Here is a 20704-nt window from a genome sequence, read left to right on the forward strand (position 1 = left end):
TGAGATGACGGCGGAACGGTTTCTCGCCCTGATCGCAGCGTATGGCGCGGATGCCCGGCGTTGGCCGGTCGACGAACGCGCTGCGGCCGAGGCCTTCATGGCGGCTCAGCCCGAGGCGGCGCGCGCCGCGCTCGCTGAAGCCGACGCGGTCGACGCCCTGCTGCACGCCTCGGCGACGCCGCGCGTGTCGATGGCCCTGCGCGACCGCGTCATCGCCTCGGCGTCCGAGGCCGGCCTCAAGGCCCGTCGCGAAGGTCGACGCTGGCTGGATCGTCTGGCCCTGGCGCTCGGCGCCGGCTGGGCCGTCGCCGCCTGTGCGGGCGTCATCGCCGGCGTCTTCATGACCAGCCATTTCACCGCCGACGCCCAGGCTGACGCGGTCCTCTATCAGGCCTCGCTGCTCGGCGTGGACGACACGGAGGTGCTCGGTTGAGCCCCAAAGCCCTGAAGATCGCGCTCGCCGCCTCGGTCGCGCTGAACCTGTTCGCCGTCGCCGCCGGCGCCACCCTGGTGGTCGGCAAGTCGCGCGTCGAACACCGCATTGAGTCCGAGCGTCGATCGCCCCGCGACCGCTCGCCGATGATGGTCGTCAGCCGTCTCGACCCCGAGGTCCGCGAACGCGTGCGCACGGCCCTCAAGGCTTCCGCCCTCGCCGTCAAACCTGATTTCGAGGAAGCGCGTCAGAAGCGGCGCCAGGCCGTCGCCCTGGCCGGCTCTCCGGAGTTCGATCCCGCCCTCGCCCGCGCCCTGCTGGATCAGTCGCGCGCCGCCGAACTGCGCGGTCGCGCCCGGCTGGAGGGGGACGCCGTCGCCCTGCTGGCGACGCTGGATGCGGACGATCGCGCCGCCTTCTCGGAAATCCTGACCCGTCGTGGCCGGGTCGATCTGCGGGATCGCGGCCGCGACCCGGGCGGCCCGCCGCCGCCGCCGCGCTAGGCGGCCTGCGCCGTCCGCGTCTCGACCGGAGAGGCCGGACGGCGGATCGGCAGGTCGAAGCTGACCGTCGTGCCCTGACCGGGCTCGCTCTGCAGCACCAGCTCGCCGCCGTGCATCTCGATCAGCGACTTGGTCAGGGCCAGGCCCAGGCCGGTGCCTTGCGTCGTCTTGGAATGCTGGCCCTCAACCTGTTCGAACGGCCGCGCCAGCCGCGCCAGATCCTCGGGCGCGATGCCGATGCCGGTGTCGGTCACGGCTACGCGCAGACGGGTCTCGTCCAGCCGTGACAGGGCCACGGTGATGTCGCCGCCCTCGGGCGTGAACTTCACCGCGTTCGAGATCAGGTTCAGCACCACCTGCTTCAGGCCGCGATGGTCGGCCTCGATCTCGGGCAGGTCCGGCGCATCGACCACCAGGTTCAGCCCGGCTTCCTGGATCTTGCCGCGCATCAGCCGCGCCGCATCCTCCACGACCTCCTTCAGCGATACCCGCTCGTAGTGCAGCGTCAGCTTGCCGGCCTCGATCTTGGCCATGTCGAGGATGTCGTTGATCAGGCTCAGCAGGTGCTGACCCGACTTCAGGATGTCGGCCGCATAGCCCTTGTACTTGTTGTCCCCCAACGGCCCGAACAGCTCGCCGGCCATGATCTCCGAGAAGCCGTTGATGGCGTTCAGCGGGGTGCGCAGCTCGTGGCTCATATTGGCCAGGAACTCGGACTTGGCCTGGTTGGCCGCCTCGGCGCGCGTCATCGCCACTTCGTACTTGCGGGCCAGCAGGGACAGCTTCTCCTCGCGGTCCTCCAGTTCGGCGATGGTCACGTGCAGGCGTTCCACCGCGCGCTGACGCTCGGCTTCCTTCTGCTTGATGGCGGTGATGTCGGCGGCCGAGACCACCGAACCGCCGTCCGAGGTGAAGCGCTCGACCAGCTGCAGCCAGCGGCCGTCGTGCAGTTCGACTTCGCGTGCGCCGGCGCGTCCGCCCGTCGCCGGCTGGTCGGACTTGATGGCCAGAGCCGCGATCCGGTTCAGATCCGCCTTCAGCGCCCCGCGCCGCACCACGCCCTCGCCGAAACCGAAGGCGTCCTGGAAGGCCTGGTTCGACAGCAGCAGGCGCCCGTGGCGGTCGAACAGCACGAAAGCGTCCGACACGCTCTCGATCCCGTCGCGCAGACGGCTCTCGGCGGACTGCGCCTGGGCCTTCGCCCGGCGAGCCTCGGTGGTGTCCAGTGCCACGCCGACGATGGAGGTGTAGCCTTCGTCGCCGCGCTCGCCGCGGGCCTGGCCGCGGGCGTCGATCCAGCGCGCGCGGCCGTTCTCGTCCGGCACCGCGAAGGTGACCTCGAAGGCGCCGTAGGTCTGGGCCTGCCGCAGGGCGTGCTCGACGGACTCGCGATAGCGCGGATGGATACGCTCCATCATCGCCTCGACCGACACCGGCCCGCTGTTCTCCAGCCCCATCAGATCGGCCATGTAGTCCGAGACGGTGACCTGACCGGCCTCGACGTCCCAGTCCCAGACGCCGCAGCGCGCGGCCTCGACGGCCCCACGGAAGCGCCGCTCCGACGCCGCCCATTCCCTGCTGATGCCCATCTGACGCCGCTGCATCAGGAAGACGATGATGAGGGTGAACAGGCCGATGCCTATGGGCGGGCCCAGCACCCACAGATCGCTCAGCGTCAGCCCGTTTTCACGGGGGGTGACGTCGCGGGCGACCAGCAGAACGTGGGCGGCGATGGCGAGCGCCAGGGCGAGGATGGCGATACGAAGCCACGCGGGCGGACCTTTCTCGCGGTCAGCGGCCCGTCGTCCCTGTGTTATGCGGCGTTCCTCACCCCGCAAGGCGCTCTCCCGGACGATTCGACAACGATGGCCGAATCTAGGCTGCGTCGCGGATTCGTGTCGAGGATGCTTAACCCCTGATCAACGCTTTCACGCCGCCTGAGTCGCAGGAGTCGCACTTCCTTCGGCGACCGGGGCCGCCAGCACGTCCTTGACCGCCTTCAGGGCGGCGCGCGCCTCGCGGGCCAGGTTGCGCATTTCCGGCGGCGCGTCGTCGGGCGCCTCGTCCACGGCCGCGACCATCTGCTCGGCCAGCGCCATCAGGCGCGGCGCGGCGGCGATCAGCCGGGCCTGGAACTCGATCTGCTCCGGATCGCGGTCGTATTCGGCGCCCGGCACGCGCCAGCCGCCCCAGTCCGCCTTGTCGGTGACGACGACGGGATAGGTGCCCGGGAAGGGGTGGTGCGGGCAGTCCTCGGCGTTCTGCCACTTGTTACGGGCCCGCATCAGACGCCAGGCCTGGCCTTCCGAATTGGCGCCCGGATCCTCGACCGGCAGCAGCAGTTCGTGTCCCAGAAACTCTCGGCCCAGGCCCACGTCATAGGTGACGCGCACCGGCTCCTCGAAGCCCTTGGCCCAGACAGGCTGGACCTTTTCGATCTGGGCCCATGCGCCGACGCATTCGACCCAGACCTTCTGGCCCTTCTGGAATTGCGCGCGCGCCATGGTCTGCTCCCCGATATTTCGGGGACACGTTGAACCGCCGCCGATGAACAGCGGGTTTGGCGACAGGGTGAAGCGGCTGTTAACCGCAGCCCCGCGTCAGGCGCGCGAAATGTCCTCCAGCGCCTCGCCGGCGTATTTCTCCTTCACCCGCGTCGACAGGTCGCCCAGCGACACGACGCCGACCAGGCGGTCGTCCTTGTCCAGCACCGGCAGGCGCCGGATCTGGCGCGAGCCCATGGCGTCCAGCACCGTCTTCAGCTCGTCGTCGGCGCGGGCGGTGTAGGGGTCGCGGGTGATGAACTCGACCACCGGGGCCGAAACGGACACGCCGCCGGCGATCGCGCGCACCACGATGTCGCGGTCGGTGATCGTCCCGATCAGGGTGTCGCCGTCGGCGACGGGCATGAAGCCGAAATCGCCGTCATGCATGCGGCGGGCGACGTCCTGCAGACTGTCGCCGGGACGGGCCACCTGGACGTCCTTGCTCATCAGATCGCGTACTTTCATCGGATACTCTCCTTGTGGCGGGTCGCCGGACAGAACCCCCACATTCCGTCGCGGTTCCGCTTTCGTCGGGAAGTCCGTCGGGCTACACGGCCCCGCTGAATACGGAGCAGGACGATGACGGCGGCGAACGAGACGAAGGCCATTCTGGACCGGCTGGGCGTGGCCCCGGCGGCGTGGGGCGGCGCGATGCCGACCCGTTCGCCCATCGACGGCTCCACCGCCGGCCCCGTCGTCGAGACCCCGAACGTCGACGCCGTGATCGCCCGCTCGGTCGAGGCCTTCCATGCCTGGAAGCGCGTTCCGGCCCCGCGCCGCGGCGAACTGGTCCGTCTGCTGGGCGAGGAGCTGCGCGCCTCGAAGGAAGACCTCGCCCGCGTCGTCACGCTCGAAGCCGGCAAGATCGTCTCCGAAGGCCTCGGCGAGGTTCAGGAGATGATCGATATCTGCGATTTCGCCGTCGGTCTGTCGCGCCAGCTCTACGGCCTGACGCTCGCCTCGGAACGCCCCGGCCACCACATGCGCGAGACCTGGCAGCCGCTGGGCCCGGTGCTGGTCATCTCGGCCTTCAACTTCCCCGTCGCCGTCTGGGCCTGGAACGCCTGCCTGGCCCTGGTCTGTGGCGATCCGGTGATCTGGAAGCCGTCCGAAAAGACCCCGCTCACCGCGCTCGCCACCCAGGCCATCTTCGACCGCGCCCTGGCCCGTTTCGAGGATGCGCCCGAGGGCCTGTCGCAGGTCGTCATCGGCGGCCGCGAGGCCGGCGAGGCGCTGGCGTCGGACCCGCGCGTGCCGCTGGTCTCCGCCACCGGCTCCACCCGCATGGGCCGGGCCGTGGCCCAGACCGTCGCCGCCCGCCTCGGCCGCTCGCTGCTTGAGCTCGGCGGCAACAACGCCATGGTCGTCACCCCTTCGGCGGACCTCGAAATGGCCGTCCGCGCCATCGCCTTCTCGGCCGTCGGCACCGCCGGCCAGCGCTGCACCACCCTGCGCCGCCTGCTGGTCCATGAGTCCGTCGCCGACGCCTTGGTCGCCCGCCTGAAGAAGGCCTACGAGACCCTGCCCATCGGCGATCCGCGCGAGGCCGGCACCCTGATCGGCCCGCTGATCGATGAAGCCAGCGCCCAGGGTTTCGACGCCGCACTCAAACAGGCGGTGGAGCAGGGCGGCGAGATCGTCGTCGGCGGAGCTCGCGTCGAGCGCGACGGCGTCTATGTCACTCCGGCCATCGTCCGCATGCCGGCCCAGACGGCGGTGGTCGAGCACGAGACCTTCGCCCCCATCCTCTACGTCCTGACCTGGTCGGACTTCGACGACGCCGTGGCGATGCAGAACGCCGTGCCCCAGGGCCTGAGCTCCTGCGTCTTCACCGACAGCGTCCGTGAGGCCGAGCAATTCCTGTCGGCCTGGGGCTCGGACTGCGGCATCGCCAACGTCAACATCGGCCCCTCGGGTGCCGAGATCGGCGGGGCCTTCGGCGGCGAAAAGGACACCGGCGGCGGTCGCGAATCCGGCTCCGACGCCTGGAAGGCCTACATGCGGCGCCAGACCCAGACCGTGAACTTCAGCCGCAACCTGCCGCTGGCCCAGGGCGTGAAGTTCGACGTCTAGTCGCCGCGCGTATCCACCCGCGCCGTCACCGACAGACCCGGCCGCAGGCGGTCCAGACCGTCCTGGCCGGGATCCAGCGCGATGCGCACCGGCACGCGCTGCGCCACCTTGGTGAAGTTGCCGGTCGCGTTATCCGGGCGAATGACGCTGAACTCTGACCCGGTCGCCGGGGCGATCTGCTCGACGCGGCCGGTCAGCACCTGACCGCCCAGGGCGTCGACCGCCAGCTCGACCTTCTGGCCGACGCGGATGTCCTTGAGCTGGTTCTCCTTGAAGTTCGCCGTCACCCAGATGCGGTCGGGCACCAGCGCCATCAGCTGCGTGCCGACGGCCACCTGCTGGCCCTGCCGCACGCTGATCTCGCCCAGACGCCCGTCGCGCGGAGCGGTGATGCGGGTGTTGGCCAGATCGATCTCGGCCAGATGCACCTGGGCCTGGGCGTTCTCGACGGCCGCCTCCAGCGTGCCGCGGCTGACCACGGCGGAAGTCACCCCGGTTTCGGCGATGCCTTCGGCGGCGCGGGCGGCGGCCAGCTGGGCCTGGGCGGCCTGCAGGGCGGTGCGCGTCACGTCCACCTGCGCCTGGGCCACCCAGCCGCCCTCGTACAGGGTGCGCGCCCGGTCATGGTCGGCCTGGGCCTTGGCGACCGCTGCGCGTGCGCCGGCGATCGAGGCGTTGGTCTGCGCCACCGAGCCGCGCGCCGAGGTCTGGGTCTGGGTCGAGTTGGCCAGCGCCGCCTGGGCCGAGTGCAGGGCGGCGCGCGCCTGCTCCAGCCGCTGGCGATAGATGCGGTCGTCGATGGTGGCCAGCAGGTCGCCGGCCTTCACCGTCTGGAAGTCCTGCACCTCGACCGAAGTGACGTAGCCGGTCACCTGCGGCGCGATGACTGTCACCTGGCCGCGCACATAGGCGTTGTCGGTGTGCTGAACGCCCGAGGCGAACGGCGGCAGCCGCCAGGCCCACAGCACCAGCACCACGCCTACGATGGCGGCGATCGCCAGCACCACGCTGAACAGCACGCGCTTGCGCGGCGGCGGCGGCGCAGCGGCGGCGGGCGCGGGCGGCCCGGCAGGGGCGGGGTCCGAAGGCGGCGGGGCGGGGGCGACGGTGTCGGTCATGTTTGAAAAGCGGTCACAGGGGGAGGGGGGATTCAGTCGATGGCGGCGGCGGCCGAGGCCGCGGTTTCGTTGGCGGCCAGCCGCTCCGCGCGGCGCGCCTCGATCCGGGGTCTCAGGTGGTTGAACGTCACCCACAGGCAGCCGACGGCGGCGGCAGCCGAGATCAGCAGGAAGACGTCGTTGTAGGCCAGCACATGGGCCTGCTGGGTGATCTGCTGCTGCAGCAGGGCCTGGCCCTCCATGGCGCGCAGGGCCGGGTCGCCGATCACGCGGGCGTAGGCGCCGGACAGCTGCTGCATCCGCAGCACCACGTCCGGGTCGCCCATGTTGATCCCTTCAGTCAGCTGGCTGAAGTGAAAGCGCTCGCGCACCGTCTGGATGGTGCCGATCAGGGCAGAACCCAGCAGGCCGCCGAGGTTCTGGCCGAGGCCGAACACGACGATGAAGCTGACCATGTTCTGGGCCCCCTTCTGCAGGACCTGAACGATGCCCTGCATCATGGCCGGGCCGATGAAGAAGGACGCTGCGAAGGCCATCAGCGCCTGGCTGAAATACAGCTGTGCGGGCCGCGTCAGCACGGTCGCGTGGGCGTCCATGAAGGCCCCGATCGCGATCAGGCCCAGGGCGATGGCGATCGGCTTGTTCAGCTTGGCCATGTTCAGCGTCAGGGCGCTGGTCAGGGTGCCGGCGATGGTCGCCAGCAGGATCAACAGGAACAAGCCGTGCATCTGGTCCGGTCCGACGCCGAGGATGGTCATCAGGCCGACCGCGCCCGCAGTCTGTTCCGACAGCACGATCCGCACGCCCACGATGGCCAGCGCCAGTCGGACGATGTCCGGCCCGGCCATCCATTTCAGATTAATCAGCGGCGTCTTGCGATTGTACTCGACGATCAGGGCGGCGCTCAGCAGCACGATCGAGCCGATCAGGGCCCAGCCGATCCACGCGGCCTCGGTCCACCACACGATCCGTCCCAGGCCCAGCACGGCGCACAGCAGGGCGATGCCCGGCGCGAAGAGGGCGAAGGTGACGAAGTCCAGCTTCTCGAAGACCTTCAGCTTCTCCGACGGCGGCAGGCGCAGCGCGAACACCGCCGCCAGCGACAGCAGCGACAGACCCAGTTCGAACACGTGGAAGCCCTGCCATTCCGACAGTTCGAGCAACTGGTTCGAGAACAGCCGCACCAGCGGGATCGCCACGCTGGACGCGCCGATGCCGATGATCAGCCCCTTCAGCCGGTGCGCCGCCGGGAAGGCCTGGATCAGATACAGGATGCCCAGCGACGACAGCGCCGCCGACACCATGCCGGCGAAGGCGCGCACGATCAGGGTCGACTGATAGCCCTCGAAGAACAGGTTGCCGACGCCGATCAGGGCGTAGGCGATGAGGAATATCTGGGCGAACAACCGCAGCCCGTACTGCTGCCGGAATTTGATCAGCAGCAGGTTCATGCAGGCGTTGGTCATGACGAACACGACCGGCAGCCACGCCGCCTCCACCACGGACGCGCCCAGCGCCCCGGCCAGCAGCTGGGTGTTGGCGCTGATCATCGCCGAGCCGATGGCGCCGGTCATGGTCACCAGCAGGCCGATGGCGGCATAGGCCAGCCGGTAGCGCAGGGTGTGGTCGGGCGTGGCAGGCGAGCCGGGCAGCATCGGCCGCTCGTGCGGCTTCAGCGTCTCGACGTATTCCGCCCACGGCAGATGGAAATTCCGGCGGCTCATCAGCGCGCCCTCACGGCGTCCAGCACAAGCTCCAGCGTGCGGCGGGCCATGGCGTTCCGTTCCGCCGGCGCGGCGTTGTGCAGACCGGCGCCCAGCATCGAGGCCAGCACGCGGATGTCAGCGGCCGTCAGATCGGTCCGCACCGTCCCCGCGGCCTGCGAAACCTTCAGCGACGGCATCGCCGCTTCGATCATGGCTGCGCGCAGCGGGGTCAGGATTTCGTCGGACGGCGCGGCCCGCACCACCCCGCCCAGGGCCGTGTTGCGCACCAGACGGTCGGACAGGCTGATCAGGAAGGTCAGGAAGGCGTCCGGGGCGGTCGGCGCGGCGAAGCGCTCGCCCAGGTCGGCGACGTCGTCCAGCAGCACGGCGAGGGCGATCTCGGTGCGCCCGGGGAAGTTCCGGTACAGCGTCGCCCGCCCGACCCCCGCCCGCTCGGCGATGTGGTCCAGCGGCGCGTCGATGCCTTCCTCGGCGAACACGGCGCGCGCCGCCTGCAGCAGCGCAGTCCGCCGATCGGCAGCGTCTTTCCGGAGGGGACGTTCCATGGTGAGGCGTAAGTGGACACTGGTGTCCACTTGTTCAAGGGCCGACCCCAGACTTTCCGCTCACCTTGTCATCCCGGCCGAGCGAAGCGAGAGCCGGGACGGGTGCGCAACCCATTCGCAGCTCCCGGAAATCGCAATGCGATTATCCGGGAGACAGGATGCCGCCCCTCGTCTCCCGGACAGCTGCTGACGCAGCTTCCGGGAGGGTCGACTCTTCTATCTTCGGCGTCCCGGATCGCCGCTGCGCGGCGTCCGGGATGACAAGGCAAGCTTCAGAGCGCCTGCTCCAGCTCTTCCGCCAGGTCGCCCTTGCCGACGACCTCCGCCCGCTCCAGCCCCAACCATCCGGCCATCAGCGTCAGCTCGCCGGCCAGCCGCGCGGCCGTCTCCGGCGTCGCGTCCGGCTCGCGCCACGCCGCCTGCACCAGCAGCACGCCGGCCTTGCGGTCCGCCTTCAGGTCCACCCGCGCGGTGATCGCCTCGTCCTCGAGGAACGGCAGCACATAGTAGCCGTGCGCCCGCTTGTGCGCCGGAGTGTAGATCTCCAGCCGCACCTTCACGCCGAACAGCCGTTCGGTCCGGTCGCGCATCCAGATCAGGTTGTCGAACGGCGACAGCAGGGCCGCGCCCGCGACCTTCCTCGGTCGCTTCGCGTCCGGCGCCAGATACGCCGTCTGCCGCCAGCCCTTCACAGTCACAGGCGTCAGCTCGCCGGCCTCGACCAGCTCGGCCACGCGCGCCCGCGTATCCGCCAGCGGCAGGCGGAAATAGTCCCGCAGGTCCGCCTCGGTCGCCACGCCCATCGCCCGCGCCGAAATCCGCACCAGCTCCCGCTGCGCATCAGCCTCGTCCGGTGTCGGCAGGTCGATGATCCGGCGGGGCAGGGCGCGTTCGGTCAGGTCGTAGATCCTCTCGAACCCGCGCCGGGTCTTCGTGGTGATCAGCCCGGCCCAGAACAGCCACTCCAGCGCCCGCTTGCCCTCCGACCACGACCACCAGCCCGGCTGTCCCCGCGGTCCCTCGGCGAAGTCCCCGCCGGTCACCGGGCCGCGCCGTTCGATCTCCGCCAGCACGCTGTCGATATAGTCCCGCCGCTCGCGCCCGAACCGCGCCAGCCCGGTCCACATCGCCCCGTCGCGCGCCCGCTCCATCCGCCAGCGCAACAGCGGCTGCAGCTCCAGCGGCATCAGCGACGCCTCATGCCCCCAGTATTCGAACAGGCTGCGCCGCGTCCCCCACGCCTCCGCCTCCAGCGCCTCGCGCGGATAGGCGCCCAGCCGTGAGAAGGCGGGCAGATAGTGGGTTCGCGTCACCACATTGACGCTGTCGATCTGGACCACGCCCAGGCGCCGCACGACGTCCCGGACATGCGAACGGCCGGGCGCCGCAGGGCGGGCCCGGCCGAAGCCTTGCGCGGCGAGCGCGATGCGGCGGGCAGTGTTGGGGGAAAGGGTCTCGGTCACGTCGCATCATGCATCATCCCTCTCCCGATGGGAGAGGGCTTGAGCGCACGACGGCCCCTGCCGTCGTCCTTGCGCGAAAGGGTGAGGGTCGAGCCGTCCAGTCGGCCCAAGCCGTGTCGCGGCATGGGCGGCGGCTTACGCCGACTGCTGCAGCCGACCCTCATCCGACGGGGCTCCGCCCCGCCACCTTCTCCCGTCGGGAGAAGGAAAGCGTCCGCCTACGGAGCCGCCCGACCTGGCATGCCCTCTGCGGCACGCACCATCTGCACGAACTCCGCCCGGTCGCCGTACGGGTCGGCGCCGCGCGCGGCCTGCGCCTGCTCCAGGATGGAGCCCCAGCCGTAGTCGGCCGTCATCCACGGATCGCCGCGCAGCTTCTGGCCGAAGGCCGCCACGGCGATCGCCCAGCGCGTGCTCTCCGGCATCGGCCCGTCGGCGCGGTTGGCCAGCACCTGCTGCATCAGCCGAGAGTCCCGCTCGCCCGGCAGCTTGTAGCGGACCTGCACGAAACCGACCTCGCCGGACGGATCACCGCCGCCCACGCCGACCCGGTTGTCGTCGTAGCGCCGCTCGGGGATCCAGCTCGGACCGCCGACCGGGGTGATCTCGTACAGCGCCGTCACCGACGCGCCCGACCCCACCTCGCCCGCGTCGATGCGGTCGTTGTTGAAGTCCTCCTCGTTCAGCAGCCGGGTCTCGTAGCCGATCAGCCGGTATTCGGAGACGCGCGCCGGATTGAACTCGACCTGGATCTTCACGTCGTCGGCGATGGGGAAGGCGCCGCGTTCGAACTGCGGCCCGAACAGCCGCCGCGCCTCGTTCAGGTCGTCGACGTACGCCGCAGTGCCGTTGCCGGCCTGGGCGATCGTCTGCATCCGGGCGTCCTGGTAGTTGCCGCGCCCGAAGCCGTAGACCGACAGATAGATGCCGCTCTCGCGCTTGCCGGCGACATAGTCCTCCAGCCGCTCATCGTCGGTGACGCCGACGTTGAAGTCGCCGTCCGTGAACATCAGAATCCGGTTGACCTTGTTCCGCCCGAAGGCGGCCTCGGCCTGCTGATAGGCGTTGACCATCCCCTGCGCCCCCGCGGTCGAACCACCGGCGTTCAGGGCCGCCACGGCGCAGCGCAGCTTCAGCTTCTGGTCGCCCGGCGTCGGCCCGACGGCCGTGCCGACGTCGGAGGCGTAGAAGGTCACCGCCACCCGGTCCTCGGGCCGCAGCCGGTCGATGATCAGGTTCATCGCCTTCTGCGCCAACGCCAGCTTGTCCGGCGACTGCATCGAGCCCGACACGTCGACCATGAAGGTCAGGTTCAGCGGCCGCCGCTCGCCCTCGGGCAACTCATAGCCCTGCAGGCCGATGTGTACGATCTGCCGCCCCGGCGACCACGGCGAGGCGGCCACGGCGGTGGTGATGGCGAACGGCTGGCTGGCAGCCGAGGGCCGCTCGTAGCCGTAGTCGAAATAGTTGATCAGCTCCTCGACCCGCACTGCGTCGGCCGGCGGACTGCGCCCGTCCTCGATGAAGCGGCGCACGTTCGAATAGCTGGCCGTGTCGACGTCGATCGAGAAGGTCGACACCGGCTCGTCCGCCACCCGCCGCACCGGATTGGGCGTCGCATCGGGATAGCGCTCGGTGTCGGCCGGCACGACCGTCACCGGCGACGCCGAAGTCACGCGGGATTGGGGGGCGCGGCTTCCCGTGACCGCAATCTCGTCCAGCGATACGGCACCTTCGATGGCCGGTCTTGCCGGGGGAGGTGGGGGCGGAGGCGGAGGTGGCGGGGGTGGAGGCGGCGGCGCGTACCCCGCGGTCGGCGCAGGCTGCACGGCCGCCACCGCCGCCGGCGCGTACTGATAGTTGCGCTCCTCCTGGCGGCGCAGGTTGAACCCCAGGGCCGCGCACGCCGCAGGGGTTGCTTCGCCGTCGTCAGGTTGCTGCGTCGGACCCCGCACGGTCGGCGGCGGCGCAGCGCCCATGGTCATCAGCGCGCTCAGTGCCACCACGGCCGCCGACCTCAACGAATGAATCCTCATCACGCATCTCCCCGTTACGAATACCGGCGTATCAGGCCGACCGTCGTCAGGCGAAACTGTGGCGCTGGCCCTGACGAACCCTGACGCCCTTGCGGGGTGGCGCTTCGGGCCTTCCGTCCCCACTATGGACGGCATAGCTGAGAGGGGATCGTCATGGCCGAACCGACCGCCGGACTGGGGCTGGGCCATATCGCCGCCCTTCTTGCGGCGGGCGTCGTCGCCGTTCCGATCTTCCGTCGCCTGCAGCTGGGCGCCGTGCTCGGCTACCTCGCCGCCGGTCTGGCCATCGGCCCCTTCGGCATCGCCCTGTTCCGGGAGCCGGAGATCATCCTCCACGTCGCAGAGTTCGGCGTGGTCATCTTCCTGTTCATCATCGGACTGGAGATGCGGCCCACCCGATTGTGGAGCCTGCGCAAGGACATCTTCGGCCTCGGCGCCGCCCAGGTCGCGGCCGCCGGCATCCTGCTGACCTTCACCGGCATGGCGGGCGGCCTGTCCGTGCCGGTCGCCTTCATCGTCGCCATGGGCTTCGTGCTCAGCTCCACCGCCGTCATCATGCAGATGCTGGACGAGCGGGGCGAGCTGTCGGCGCCCCAGGGTCAGCGCGCCGTCTCCATCCTGCTGCTCGAGGACCTCGCCATCGTCCCGCTGCTCGCGGTCGTCGCCATCATGGCGTCGGCCATGGGCGTCGGCGGCGAGTCCTCGCCGCCCCTGTGGCGCACCATCGGCCTGGCCGTCGCCGCCATCGCCGTCGTCTTCTTCGCCGGCAAATATCTGATCAACCCGGTCTTCCGGGTTCTCGCCCGCTACGGCGGCCGGGAGGTGATGACCGCCGCCGCCCTGCTGGTCGTGGTCGGCGCGGCCTGGCTGATGAACCTGGGCGGTCTGTCGATGGCCCTGGGCGCCTTCCTGGCCGGCGTCCTGCTGTCGGAGTCCACCTTCCGACATCAGCTGGAGGCCGACGTCGAACCGTTCCGCGCCATCCTGCTGGGCGTGTTCTTCCTCAGCGTCGGCATGTCGCTGGACCTCAGCGTCGTCCTCGCCGACTGGCGCGTCGTCGTCGGCGGCGTCATCGCCTTCATGGCGGTCAAGGCGGTGGCCATCTACGGCGTCGCCCGGCTGTTCAAACACCGCGAGCGCGAGGCCGTCGAGCGGGCCGTCCTGTTCGCCCAGGGCGGCGAGTTCGCCTTCGTCCTCTACGCCGCCGCCCTGTCCGCGGGCGTCTTCGACGCGAACATCTCCGCCACCGCCACGGCCATCGTCATCCTGTCCATGGTCCTCACCCCGCTCACCACCCTGGTGGTCAGCCGCCTGATGCCGGCCGAGACCATCGATCCGGACGCCGCCGACGGCGTCGATCGCGCCCGGAACCTGCGCGAGCGCGTCCTGATCATCGGCTTCGGCCGCTTCGCCCAGGTCGTGTCCCAGCCCCTGCTGGCCCGCGACGTCGACGTCTCGATCATCGACACCGACGTCGAGATGATCCAGGCCGCCGGCAATTTCGGCTTCAAGGTCTACTACGGCGACGGGACCCGCCTCGACGTTCTGCGCGCCTCGGGGGCCGAGAACGCCGAAACCATCCTCGTCTGCGTCGACAAGCAGGAGGTCGCCGACCGCATCGTCGAACTGGTCAAGTCGGAGTTCCCCCTGACCAAGCTGTTCGTCCGCGCCTACGATCGCGGCCACGCCATCCGCCTCGTCCAGGCGGGTGTCGAGTACCAGATCCGCGAGACCTTCGAGAGCGCCCTGGTGTTCGGCTACCAGGTCCTGATCGATCTCGGCTTCACCGCCGAGGAGGCGCGTGACACCATCGACGACGTCCGCCGGCGCGACGAGGAGCGCCTTTCGATCCAGCTGGTCGAGGGCATCACGGCCGGCCGCTCGCTCATGCGCGGCAACATCCGCACCACCCGTCCCGAACCCTACATCAAGCCCCGCCACGAAGGCCGCGCCCTCAACGAGGAAACGGCCGACGTGCTCGAGGACGAGGACGAGCGCGAGAAGACCGGGGCCTGATCAGACCCCGGTCCTTCGATCAGGCGGCGGGCATGGAGGCCTTGATCGCCTCGGCCTCGCGCAGATGGGCCTCGATCTTGGGGATCAGCGAGCGGGCGTGCGCCGCCAGCGGCGAGTCCTGATCCGCGAAGCCGCGATGCAGCGTCAGCGCCTCCTGATGGGCGGCGATCTGCTGGTCCAGCCAGGCGCGGTCGAAATTCTCCGCCGCGGCCGATCGCAGATTGTCGATCAGCCCCTGCCGGCGCTGATCCAGCGTGGTCGGCAGGACGGTCGCGGGCGCGGCCTCATGAACCTCGCTGGCCAACAGGTTGGTGGCGGCGGTGTGATCCGTCCGGATCATGGTCGCCAGCGCCTTCAGCCGCTCGTTGCGTGAGCGTTCCAGGGCGATAGCCGAGGACTGGATCTCATACATGTCGCCCACGGCGGCGGCGGGAATGTAGCCGGCCTGGGTGTTGGCGCCGACCGTCGCGGCTGTGATCTGGCCGACGGGCGCGGAGGCCATGTCCTGGGCCTTGTCGACAGGTTCCGGCGCGCGCTCCTGATTACAGGCGGCCAGCAGAACGGCGCACGCGGCGCCGGCGAGAAGCGGTTTGATCATTACAGACCTCCTTGAAGGCCCTGAAAACTTCCCGGCCGGGGCCGAGGTTCCCTTTCGGGACGCTCAGACGAACCGCGGTATCGGCCCCAGCTGCGGCGTCTGGTCCGGCAGGTCGAGGAACACCTCGTCGACGTAGCACCAGCCCCAGCCTTCCGGCGGGTCGTAGCCTTCGATGACCGGATGGTGCGTCGCATGGAAATGCGCCGTCGCATGCCGGTTCGGGGAGTCGTCGCAGCAGCCCACGTGTCCGCAGCTCCGGCACAGGCGCAGGTGCACCCACCAGCTTCCGGCCTTCAGGCATTCCTCGCAGCCGCGCGAGCCCGGCGTCACGCGGTTGACGGTCATCAGGTGGCCACAGCCGTTCGACATCCTCACGTCCTCCTGTCCCGGCAAGGTCGCCCCTCGGACGGCTCCGGACAAGGGGCGGTCGCCATCGACGGCCTGATCGCGTACAAGCCGCCCGCTTTCCAACCGACCCGGCCCGCTCTTGACCGACCCGCTCGCCACCTCCCGCAGACTGTCCGTCGCGCCGATGATGGACTGGACCGACCGGCATTGCCGGGCGTTCCACCGCGCCCTCACGGGCCGGGCGCTGCTGTACACCGAGATGGTCACAGCCCCGGCGGTCATCCACGGCGACCACCAGCGCCTGCTGGGCTTCGACGCGGTCGAGCATCCCGTCGCGCTCCAGCTCGGCGGCTCCGATCCTGAGCAATTGGCCGAGGCCGCCCGCATCGGCGCCGCCTTCGGCTACGACGAGATCAACCTCAACGTCGGCTGCCCGTCCGACCGGGTTCAGTCCGGACGCTTCGGCGCCTGCCTGATGCAGGAGCCGGCCCTGGTCGCCGACTGTATGGCCGCCATCCAGGAGGCGGTCGCCATTCCCGCCACCGTCAAATGCCGCATCGGCGTCGACGAGCAGGATCCCGAGGTCGCCCTGTTCGCCACGGTCGACGCCTGCGCCGCCGCCGGCGTCGGGGTCTTCATCGTCCACGCTCGCAAGGCCTGGCTGAAAGGCCTGTCGCCGAAAGAGAACCGCGACGTCCCGCCGCTCGACTACGCCCTGGTCCGCCGCCTGAAGCGCGAGCGCCCGCACCTGTCGATCAGCATCAACGGCGGCATCGCCTCGCTGGACGAGGCCGAGGTCCATCTGGACGACGCCGACGGGGTCAAGCTGGACGGCGTCATGCTGGGCCGCGCCGCCTATCACGAGCCGGCCATACTCGGTCAGGTCGACCGCCGGCTGTTCGGCGCCGCGACGTCCGACGTCGACGCTTTCGAGGCCATCGAGCGCTACCGGCCCTACCTCGCCGCGCGCCTTGAGGAAGGCGTCCATCTGCCCGCCATGACCCGCCATATGCTGGGCCTCATGCACGGTCGCGCGGGCGCTCGCGCCTTCCGCCGCATCCTGACTGTCGAGGCGATCCAGGCCGGCGCGGGGCTCGAAGTCGTCGATCGCGCGGTCGACGCCGTCCGCGAAGCCGAGGCGCGCATCGCCGACCGGACCGAAGCCGCCGCCTGAGCGGCCGCACACGCCCAAAACCCGCTGTTATGCAAATCAAAATACGGCCTGAGGGAATCGACCTGAGGCGCGGGAGACACAGTGGCGCTTAACTCGCCGCACGCCGTTCGGAACCGGGAACAACGCCGCTTCGCTCCGCATTGGCTGAGTGGAGGGAGTACCAATGCCCAAACGTACAACTCAGTCGCCGCCCGACCTGCGTCTCGTCGCCGCCGAAGCGGAAATCTATGATCTGATGAAGCTGCCGGAATCCACGGCGGACCGCGTCCGCCGTCTGCAGATGGAAGCGCGCGCCCTCGCCGTCGAACAGGTCGAGGTCCTCGAGAAGGTCCTGCTTCAGGCCTCGGTCGTGGCCCGGGAAATCGCCGAAGGGGGCGACGCCTATCCGGTCGGCGCCCGCGAACTGGCCTCGCGCCTGGTCACCGACCTGCCGATCAAGGCCGAGACGCTGAAGGCTATCGTCAGCCGGACGCTCTGACGCTCGACGTGCCGCGCCCGTCGCGAATGCGGCGGGCCAGCCGGAAGACGACGATCGCCAGCACGATCAGCACGATCGGTATGATGATCGGCGCCAGGAAGGCCACGAGGACGGTCAGGAACGCCAGTAGGTCCTCGACGAAGGACACCACCGGATTGCCCAACCCTCCGGTTGTCGCCGTCGATCCCACGCGCACCCCGGTCTGGGCCGCGTTGAAGGCCAGGGCCGCCGGCGCGCCGACGATGATCCCCGCGACCGCCGCCATGGTCGGATCGACCGCCCAGAACACGCTCCCCGCCGCCACGGCCCCCGCGATCGGTCGCGTGACGTAGCCGACCATGTTCAGCGCATGATCGATGGCCGGCACCTTGTCGCCCAGGAACTCCGCCGTCGTCGCCGTCGCCAGCGCCGCGATCGCCGGCCATGAGCCCAGCCAGTCCATCTGGTCGATCAGCCGCACCCCGAACAGTTCGAACTTCGCCGCCAGCGCCAGCATCAGCAGCGGCAGGAAGGTCCGCAGGCCCGTCGCCGACGCCAGCCCCAGCCCCAGCAGCGCGGGCAGAACCCACATCTGCAGCGGCCCCACGGCCGCGCCCACGGCGTCCATATCCAGCTCCGGCATGACGGCTCCTCACCGGCCTCTCCGGCCGTCGAACACGATAATGCGCGGGAACACCGTGCCGCTCCATCGGCTTTCCCCTCCTCAACACCAGGAGACCGTCATGGACGACCGCTTCAAAGACCGCGCCGACCGCATCGCCGATCAGGAACGGAATATCCAGGCGGAGATCGACGCGAAGGGCTCGAAGGGCGACGGCGGGAAGGAGGAGGGGGCCGTCCAGGCCGGCGCGCGCAAATACCCCGAGCCGCCCTTTCCGGAACAGCATCAGCGCAAACCCGGCGACGAGGACGCCCTGGATCCCGCCCCGATGTACGACGCCCCCTTCTGGAAAGGCTCCGGCAAGCTCGACGGTATGGCCGCGATCATCACGGGCGGGGACAGCGGCATCGGCCGCGCCGTCGCCGTACTGTTCGCCCGCGAGGGCTGCGACGTCGCCATCTGCCATCTCGACGAAGAGGACGACGCCGAAACCACGAAGGCCGCTGTCGAGGCCGAGGGGCGCACGGCCATCGTGCTCAAGGGCGACGTCGCCGATCCCGCTTTTTCGGAAGCCGCGGTGAAGGCGACGCTCAAGGCCTTCGGCCGCCTCGACGTGGTCGTCCCCAACGCCGCATTCCAGGAGCATGTCGAGGCGCTGGAGGACCTGACCCTCGAACATTTCGACCGCACCCTGAAGACCAACCTCTACGGCTACTTCAATCTGGTGAAGGCGGCCGTGCCGTACCTGAAGCCGGGCGGCTCCATCGTCATGACCGGCTCGGTCACCGGCATCCTGGGCAATGAGAACCTGCTCGACTATTCGCTGACCAAGGGCGGCATCCACGCCTTCGCCCGCTCGCTGGGCACGCATCTCGCGCCGAAGGGCATCCGCGTGAACGTGGTCGCGCCGGGCCCGGTCTGGACCCCGCTTAATCCCGCCGACCAGACGCCGGAGAAGGTTGCGAAATTCGGCTCGAAGACGGTGATGAAACGCCCGGCCCAGCCCGAGGAGATCGCCCCGGCCTTCGTCTTCCTCGCCTCGCCCCAGTGCTCCAGCTACATCACCGGCGAGGTCCTGCCGATCATAGGCGGCTACGGGGGAGGGTGACCCTCCGGCCGCGGGAAGTCCCGCAGGGCCGACGATCACTGCCTAGGCGAGGACGTCGTCATGCTCCGGATGCCGCCGGTGCCACAGCACGGCGTAGCTGCAGCGCGGCTGAAGCTTCAGCCCCTCGGCCCGCGCGTGGCTGGCCATCGCCTGCATGAAACGCCCCGCCGCCCCGCCGCCGCGCAGGGCCGGATCGGCCTCCACATGCAGGATCACCCGGGTGTCGCCGTCCAGCGCATAGTCGGCGAAGACGGTCCGCGTCTCGCCGTCGCCATCGACGAATCCCTGCTCGAAACGCTGCTCTCCGCGAACGTCCCTGAATTCAGTCATGCGGTAACTCCAGGTCGTGCAGGCATCCCGATACAAGCACGAACCCGGCGGCCGCGAGGCCGTTCCACGACGAACCGGGAAACGTCAGGTTTCGTAGCTGCGGCGCCTCAGGGCGCGCGGTCGCCCAGCAGGTTCAGCAGGCCGAAGACGCTCTTCACCGTGAACCAGACGCTGATCAGGAACCACAGGATCCCGAAGATGATCAGGAACGGAATGCCGATCAGGACGACCGACAGCACCATGCTGATCACGATGGCGATCCAGCAGGCGATGGTCCACCAGAACACCGACCAGAACAGCTTGATCTGCGCCTCGATATGCTCGCGGGCGATGCCGGTCGCATTGTCCCGCGCGGCGTAGGCGACGATCAGGCCGACCAGCACCAGCACGTTCGCGCTGGGGATCGACAGGATGTACAGCCCCCAGGCGACCATCGCCGGAACCTTGCCCTCGGCTTCAGCGCCTGACTGGAAGCGGGGACCGTCACGCTGTTCGGGGGGGACATGCGCCATCGGGGTTCTCTCCTAGATCCACCAGCTTCGCGGGTCGGGGATGGCCCGGCCCGATTTCAACGCCCAGACGCCCCAGGCGCCGCGCACCACCAGCCACAGCGCCAGTACGAACAGCAGCGGCACGCCCAGCGCGAACGGCGCGGCCAGCAGGATCATCCCCGCCACCGCCGCCACCGCCGCGGCCCACAGGGTCCGCTGCTGATAGATGAAGTGCGAGCGCGACAGCGGGTCTTCGGGGCCTTCACGGCCGGTCACGGCCAGCAGGCCGATCGCGGCCGACACGCCCAGCGTCGGCACGGCGAACAGGATCAGCGCATAGACGGCGTACAGGGTCATGCTGCCCGGCACGTGCGGAGGCGTTTCCTCGCGGCGGCGCGAACGGCCGGTGAATCCGGGCGACGGCTCGAAGATCGAATCGGGTTTCGGCCGGCGGCCCAGCGCGGCGGCGGCGGCCAGCCGCTCGTCGTCGAACAGATCGGGTTCCGGCTCGGGCTCGGGCTCCGGCTCCGGTTCGGGCTCAGGTTCCGGCTCGGCGTCGCGCACACGGCCTTGCAGGGCCGCGGCCGAGGCGAAGCCGACCATGTCGTCATCGTCCTCGGGACGGTCGTTGTGGTTTTCGGGATCGCCGGGTTCGGCCATCTGGGGTCCTTCGAGTCCGTCCTCAGGTATGACGGCCCTGAAACCGGGGCGCAACCGGTTCAGCGCGCCAGCACGACCTCGCAGCCGGCCGCCGCCGCCGCGTCCAGCGCGCCCGGCTTTTCGATGCGCACGGCGCAGCGCCGAACCCGCACGTCTTCCAGCATGGCCGTGGCGAGGCGTTCGGCGAACGTCTCCACCAGCCCCACATGCCCGTCCGCCACGATGGCGCGCGCGGCCTCGGCTACGGTCTCGTAGTTGATCGTATCGGCCAGCCGCTCGACCTTCATCGGCTGCAGGCTCAGCGTCACGTCGATCACCAGTCGCTGAAGGCGGTTCTGCTCATGGTCGTAGACGCCGATGCCGGCCTCGACCTCCAGCCCGCGCACGAACACCGTCAGCCCCTCGTGAACGGGCGCGCCGGCGGCGGGGAAGGGCAGGGGGGATGAAACGGCCACG

General features: G+C 69.8%; 22 protein-coding genes. 7 read left to right on the forward strand and 15 right to left on the reverse strand.

Features of this window, described 5'->3' with window-relative positions:
• Nucleotides 1-4 precede the first annotated feature (4 nt).
• Together GGR12_RS04930 and GGR12_RS04935 are read left to right on the forward strand one after the other, a co-directional pair.
• On the forward strand, nt 5-433 hold the full coding sequence (locus GGR12_RS04930) for a hypothetical protein (RefSeq protein ID WP_183203251.1): 429 nt from the start codon (nt 5-7) through the stop codon (nt 431-433).
• On the forward strand, nt 430-936 hold the full coding sequence (locus GGR12_RS04935) for a periplasmic heavy metal sensor (protein WP_183203252.1): 507 nt from the start codon (nt 430-432) through the stop codon (nt 934-936). The genes GGR12_RS04930 and GGR12_RS04935 overlap by 4 nt, the downstream gene beginning before the upstream one ends.
• Here the strand turns inward: GGR12_RS04935 and GGR12_RS04940 are convergent.
• From GGR12_RS04940 to GGR12_RS04950, 3 genes are all read right to left on the reverse strand, one after another.
• Entirely contained in the window at nt 933-2774 is a 1842-nt protein-coding gene (locus GGR12_RS04940) for a PAS domain-containing sensor histidine kinase (RefSeq protein ID WP_246328728.1), read from the reverse strand. The genes GGR12_RS04935 and GGR12_RS04940 overlap by 4 nt on opposite strands.
• Before the next feature lie 90 nt (nt 2775-2864).
• Nucleotides 2865-3440, reverse strand: coding sequence for a hypothetical protein (locus GGR12_RS04945; protein ID WP_183203253.1), 576 nt, complete (start codon nt 3438-3440; stop codon nt 2865-2867).
• A gap of 96 nt (nt 3441-3536) precedes the next feature.
• Nucleotides 3537-3947: a CBS domain-containing protein gene (locus GGR12_RS04950; protein ID WP_183203254.1), complete on the reverse strand. Its 411-nt coding sequence runs from the start codon at nt 3945-3947 to the stop codon at nt 3537-3539.
• A gap of 114 nt (nt 3948-4061) precedes the next feature.
• Here GGR12_RS04950 and amaB point away from each other — a divergent pair, with 114 nt between their 5' ends.
• Nucleotides 4062-5555, forward strand: a complete 1494-nt coding sequence (gene amaB, locus GGR12_RS04955) for an L-piperidine-6-carboxylate dehydrogenase (protein ID WP_183203255.1) — start codon at nt 4062-4064, stop codon at nt 5553-5555.
• Here amaB and GGR12_RS04960 read toward each other — a convergent pair.
• The 5 genes from GGR12_RS04960 to GGR12_RS04980 all read right to left on the reverse strand — a co-directional run bounded on the left by GGR12_RS04960 (nt 5552) and on the right by GGR12_RS04980 (nt 12414).
• Nucleotides 5552-6673, reverse strand: coding sequence for an HlyD family secretion protein (locus tag GGR12_RS04960; protein ID WP_183203256.1), 1122 nt, complete (start codon nt 6671-6673; stop codon nt 5552-5554). The two genes, amaB and GGR12_RS04960, sit on opposite strands and share 4 nt — an antisense overlap.
• A gap of 32 nt (nt 6674-6705) precedes the next feature.
• Nucleotides 6706-8397 carry an MFS transporter gene (locus tag GGR12_RS04965; RefSeq protein WP_183203257.1) on the reverse strand — a complete coding sequence of 564 codons (1692 nt, stop codon included), beginning with the start codon at nt 8395-8397 and terminating at the stop codon, nt 6706-6708.
• Complete coding sequence (locus GGR12_RS04970; protein ID WP_183203258.1) at nt 8397-8945, reverse strand: TetR/AcrR family transcriptional regulator; 549 nt, start codon at nt 8943-8945, stop codon at nt 8397-8399. Before GGR12_RS04970 ends, GGR12_RS04965 begins: the two co-directional genes overlap by 1 nt.
• A 272-nt stretch (nt 8946-9217) precedes the next feature.
• A complete protein-coding gene (locus tag GGR12_RS04975) occupies nt 9218-10408 on the reverse strand; it encodes a DNA glycosylase AlkZ-like family protein (protein WP_183203259.1) in 1191 nt (396 codons plus the stop codon).
• Nucleotides 10409-10626: 218 nt separating this feature from the next.
• Entirely contained in the window at nt 10627-12414 is a 1788-nt protein-coding gene (locus GGR12_RS04980; RefSeq protein ID WP_343053092.1) for a vWA domain-containing protein, read from the reverse strand.
• Between the two features lie 183 nt (nt 12415-12597).
• Here GGR12_RS04980 and GGR12_RS04985 point away from each other — a divergent pair, with 183 nt between their 5' ends.
• Nucleotides 12598-14460, forward strand: coding sequence for a monovalent cation:proton antiporter-2 (CPA2) family protein (locus GGR12_RS04985; RefSeq protein ID WP_183203261.1), 1863 nt, complete (start codon nt 12598-12600; stop codon nt 14458-14460).
• Between the two features lie 19 nt (nt 14461-14479).
• Here the strand turns inward: GGR12_RS04985 and GGR12_RS04990 are convergent, their stop codons facing one another.
• Together GGR12_RS04990 and GGR12_RS04995 are read right to left on the reverse strand one after the other, a co-directional pair.
• Nucleotides 14480-15058: a DUF4142 domain-containing protein gene (locus GGR12_RS04990; RefSeq protein WP_183203262.1), complete on the reverse strand. Its 579-nt coding sequence runs from the start codon at nt 15056-15058 to the stop codon at nt 14480-14482.
• Nucleotides 15059-15121: 63 nt separating this feature from the next.
• Nucleotides 15122-15427 carry a UBP-type zinc finger domain-containing protein gene (locus tag GGR12_RS04995; protein WP_183203263.1) on the reverse strand — a complete coding sequence of 102 codons (306 nt, stop codon included), beginning with the start codon at nt 15425-15427 and terminating at the stop codon, nt 15122-15124.
• Between the two features lie 118 nt (nt 15428-15545).
• On the opposite strand from GGR12_RS04995, the gene dusA reads away from it, so the two are divergent.
• Nucleotides 15546-16580, forward strand: coding sequence for a tRNA dihydrouridine(20/20a) synthase DusA (gene dusA / locus GGR12_RS05000; RefSeq protein ID WP_281378521.1), 1035 nt, complete (start codon nt 15546-15548; stop codon nt 16578-16580).
• A gap of 163 nt (nt 16581-16743) precedes the next feature.
• Entirely contained in the window at nt 16744-17058 is a 315-nt protein-coding gene (locus GGR12_RS05005) for a hypothetical protein (protein WP_183203264.1), read from the forward strand.
• Here GGR12_RS05005 and GGR12_RS05010 read toward each other — a convergent pair.
• Nucleotides 17042-17680: a DUF4126 domain-containing protein gene (locus GGR12_RS05010; RefSeq protein WP_221212201.1), complete on the reverse strand. Its 639-nt coding sequence runs from the start codon at nt 17678-17680 to the stop codon at nt 17042-17044. The genes GGR12_RS05005 and GGR12_RS05010 overlap by 17 nt on opposite strands.
• Nucleotides 17681-17780: 100 nt before the next feature.
• Here GGR12_RS05010 and GGR12_RS05015 point away from each other — a divergent pair, with 100 nt between their 5' ends.
• Nucleotides 17781-18767: an SDR family oxidoreductase gene (locus GGR12_RS05015; RefSeq protein WP_183203265.1), complete on the forward strand. Its 987-nt coding sequence runs from the start codon at nt 17781-17783 to the stop codon at nt 18765-18767.
• Between the two features lie 42 nt (nt 18768-18809).
• Here GGR12_RS05015 and GGR12_RS05020 read toward each other — a convergent pair whose 3' ends face one another.
• The 4 genes from GGR12_RS05020 to folB all read right to left on the reverse strand — a co-directional run bounded on the left by GGR12_RS05020 (nt 18810) and on the right by folB (nt 20703).
• Nucleotides 18810-19097, reverse strand: a complete 288-nt coding sequence (locus GGR12_RS05020) for a GNAT family N-acetyltransferase (RefSeq protein ID WP_183203266.1) — start codon at nt 19095-19097, stop codon at nt 18810-18812.
• 107 nt (nt 19098-19204) lie between these two features.
• Entirely contained in the window at nt 19205-19609 is a 405-nt protein-coding gene (locus GGR12_RS05025) for a hypothetical protein (RefSeq protein ID WP_183203267.1), read from the reverse strand.
• A gap of 12 nt (nt 19610-19621) precedes the next feature.
• Entirely contained in the window at nt 19622-20248 is a 627-nt protein-coding gene (locus tag GGR12_RS16525; protein ID WP_246328729.1) for a hypothetical protein, read from the reverse strand.
• Between the two features lie 59 nt (nt 20249-20307).
• Nucleotides 20308-20703 carry a dihydroneopterin aldolase gene (gene folB, locus GGR12_RS05035; protein ID WP_425486205.1) on the reverse strand — a complete coding sequence of 132 codons (396 nt, stop codon included), beginning with the start codon at nt 20701-20703 and terminating at the stop codon, nt 20308-20310.
• Between the last annotated feature and the right edge of the window lies 1 nt (nt 20704).

Source organism: Brevundimonas lenta (assembly GCF_014196335.1).
Lineage (GTDB): Bacteria > Pseudomonadota > Alphaproteobacteria > Caulobacterales > Caulobacteraceae > Brevundimonas > Brevundimonas lenta.

Bases quoted from the DNA above. Each gene is read 5' to 3' on its own strand.
- GGR12_RS04930 (WP_183203251.1), top strand. From the start codon at position 5: ATGACGGCGGAACGGTTTCTCGCCCTGATCGCAGCGTATGGCGCGGAT.
- GGR12_RS04945 (WP_183203253.1), bottom strand. From the start codon at position 3,440: ATGGCGCGCGCGCAATTCCAGAAGGGCCAGAAGGTCTGGGTCGAATGC.
- GGR12_RS04950 (WP_183203254.1), bottom strand. From the start codon at position 3,947: ATGAAAGTACGCGATCTGATGAGCAAGGACGTCCAGGTGGCCCGTCCC.
- amaB (WP_183203255.1), top strand. From the start codon at position 4,062: ATGACGGCGGCGAACGAGACGAAGGCCATTCTGGACCGGCTGGGCGTG.
- GGR12_RS04960 (WP_183203256.1), bottom strand. From the start codon at position 6,673: ATGACCGACACCGTCGCCCCCGCCCCGCCGCCTTCGGACCCCGCCCCT.
- GGR12_RS04965 (WP_183203257.1), bottom strand. From the start codon at position 8,397: ATGAGCCGCCGGAATTTCCATCTGCCGTGGGCGGAATACGTCGAGACG.
- GGR12_RS04970 (WP_183203258.1), bottom strand. From the start codon at position 8,945: ATGGAACGTCCCCTCCGGAAAGACGCTGCCGATCGGCGGACTGCGCTG.
- GGR12_RS04985 (WP_183203261.1), top strand. From the start codon at position 12,598: ATGGCCGAACCGACCGCCGGACTGGGGCTGGGCCATATCGCCGCCCTT.
- GGR12_RS04990 (WP_183203262.1), bottom strand. From the start codon at position 15,058: ATGATCAAACCGCTTCTCGCCGGCGCCGCGTGCGCCGTTCTGCTGGCC.
- GGR12_RS04995 (WP_183203263.1), bottom strand. From the start codon at position 15,427: ATGTCGAACGGCTGTGGCCACCTGATGACCGTCAACCGCGTGACGCCG.
- GGR12_RS05005 (WP_183203264.1), top strand. From the start codon at position 16,744: ATGCCCAAACGTACAACTCAGTCGCCGCCCGACCTGCGTCTCGTCGCC.
- GGR12_RS05010 (WP_221212201.1), bottom strand. From the start codon at position 17,680: ATGCCGGAGCTGGATATGGACGCCGTGGGCGCGGCCGTGGGGCCGCTG.
- GGR12_RS05015 (WP_183203265.1), top strand. From the start codon at position 17,781: ATGGACGACCGCTTCAAAGACCGCGCCGACCGCATCGCCGATCAGGAA.
- GGR12_RS05020 (WP_183203266.1), bottom strand. From the start codon at position 19,097: ATGACTGAATTCAGGGACGTTCGCGGAGAGCAGCGTTTCGAGCAGGGA.
- GGR12_RS05025 (WP_183203267.1), bottom strand. From the start codon at position 19,609: ATGGCGCATGTCCCCCCCGAACAGCGTGACGGTCCCCGCTTCCAGTCA.
- GGR12_RS16525 (WP_246328729.1), bottom strand. From the start codon at position 20,248: ATGGCCGAACCCGGCGATCCCGAAAACCACAACGACCGTCCCGAGGAC.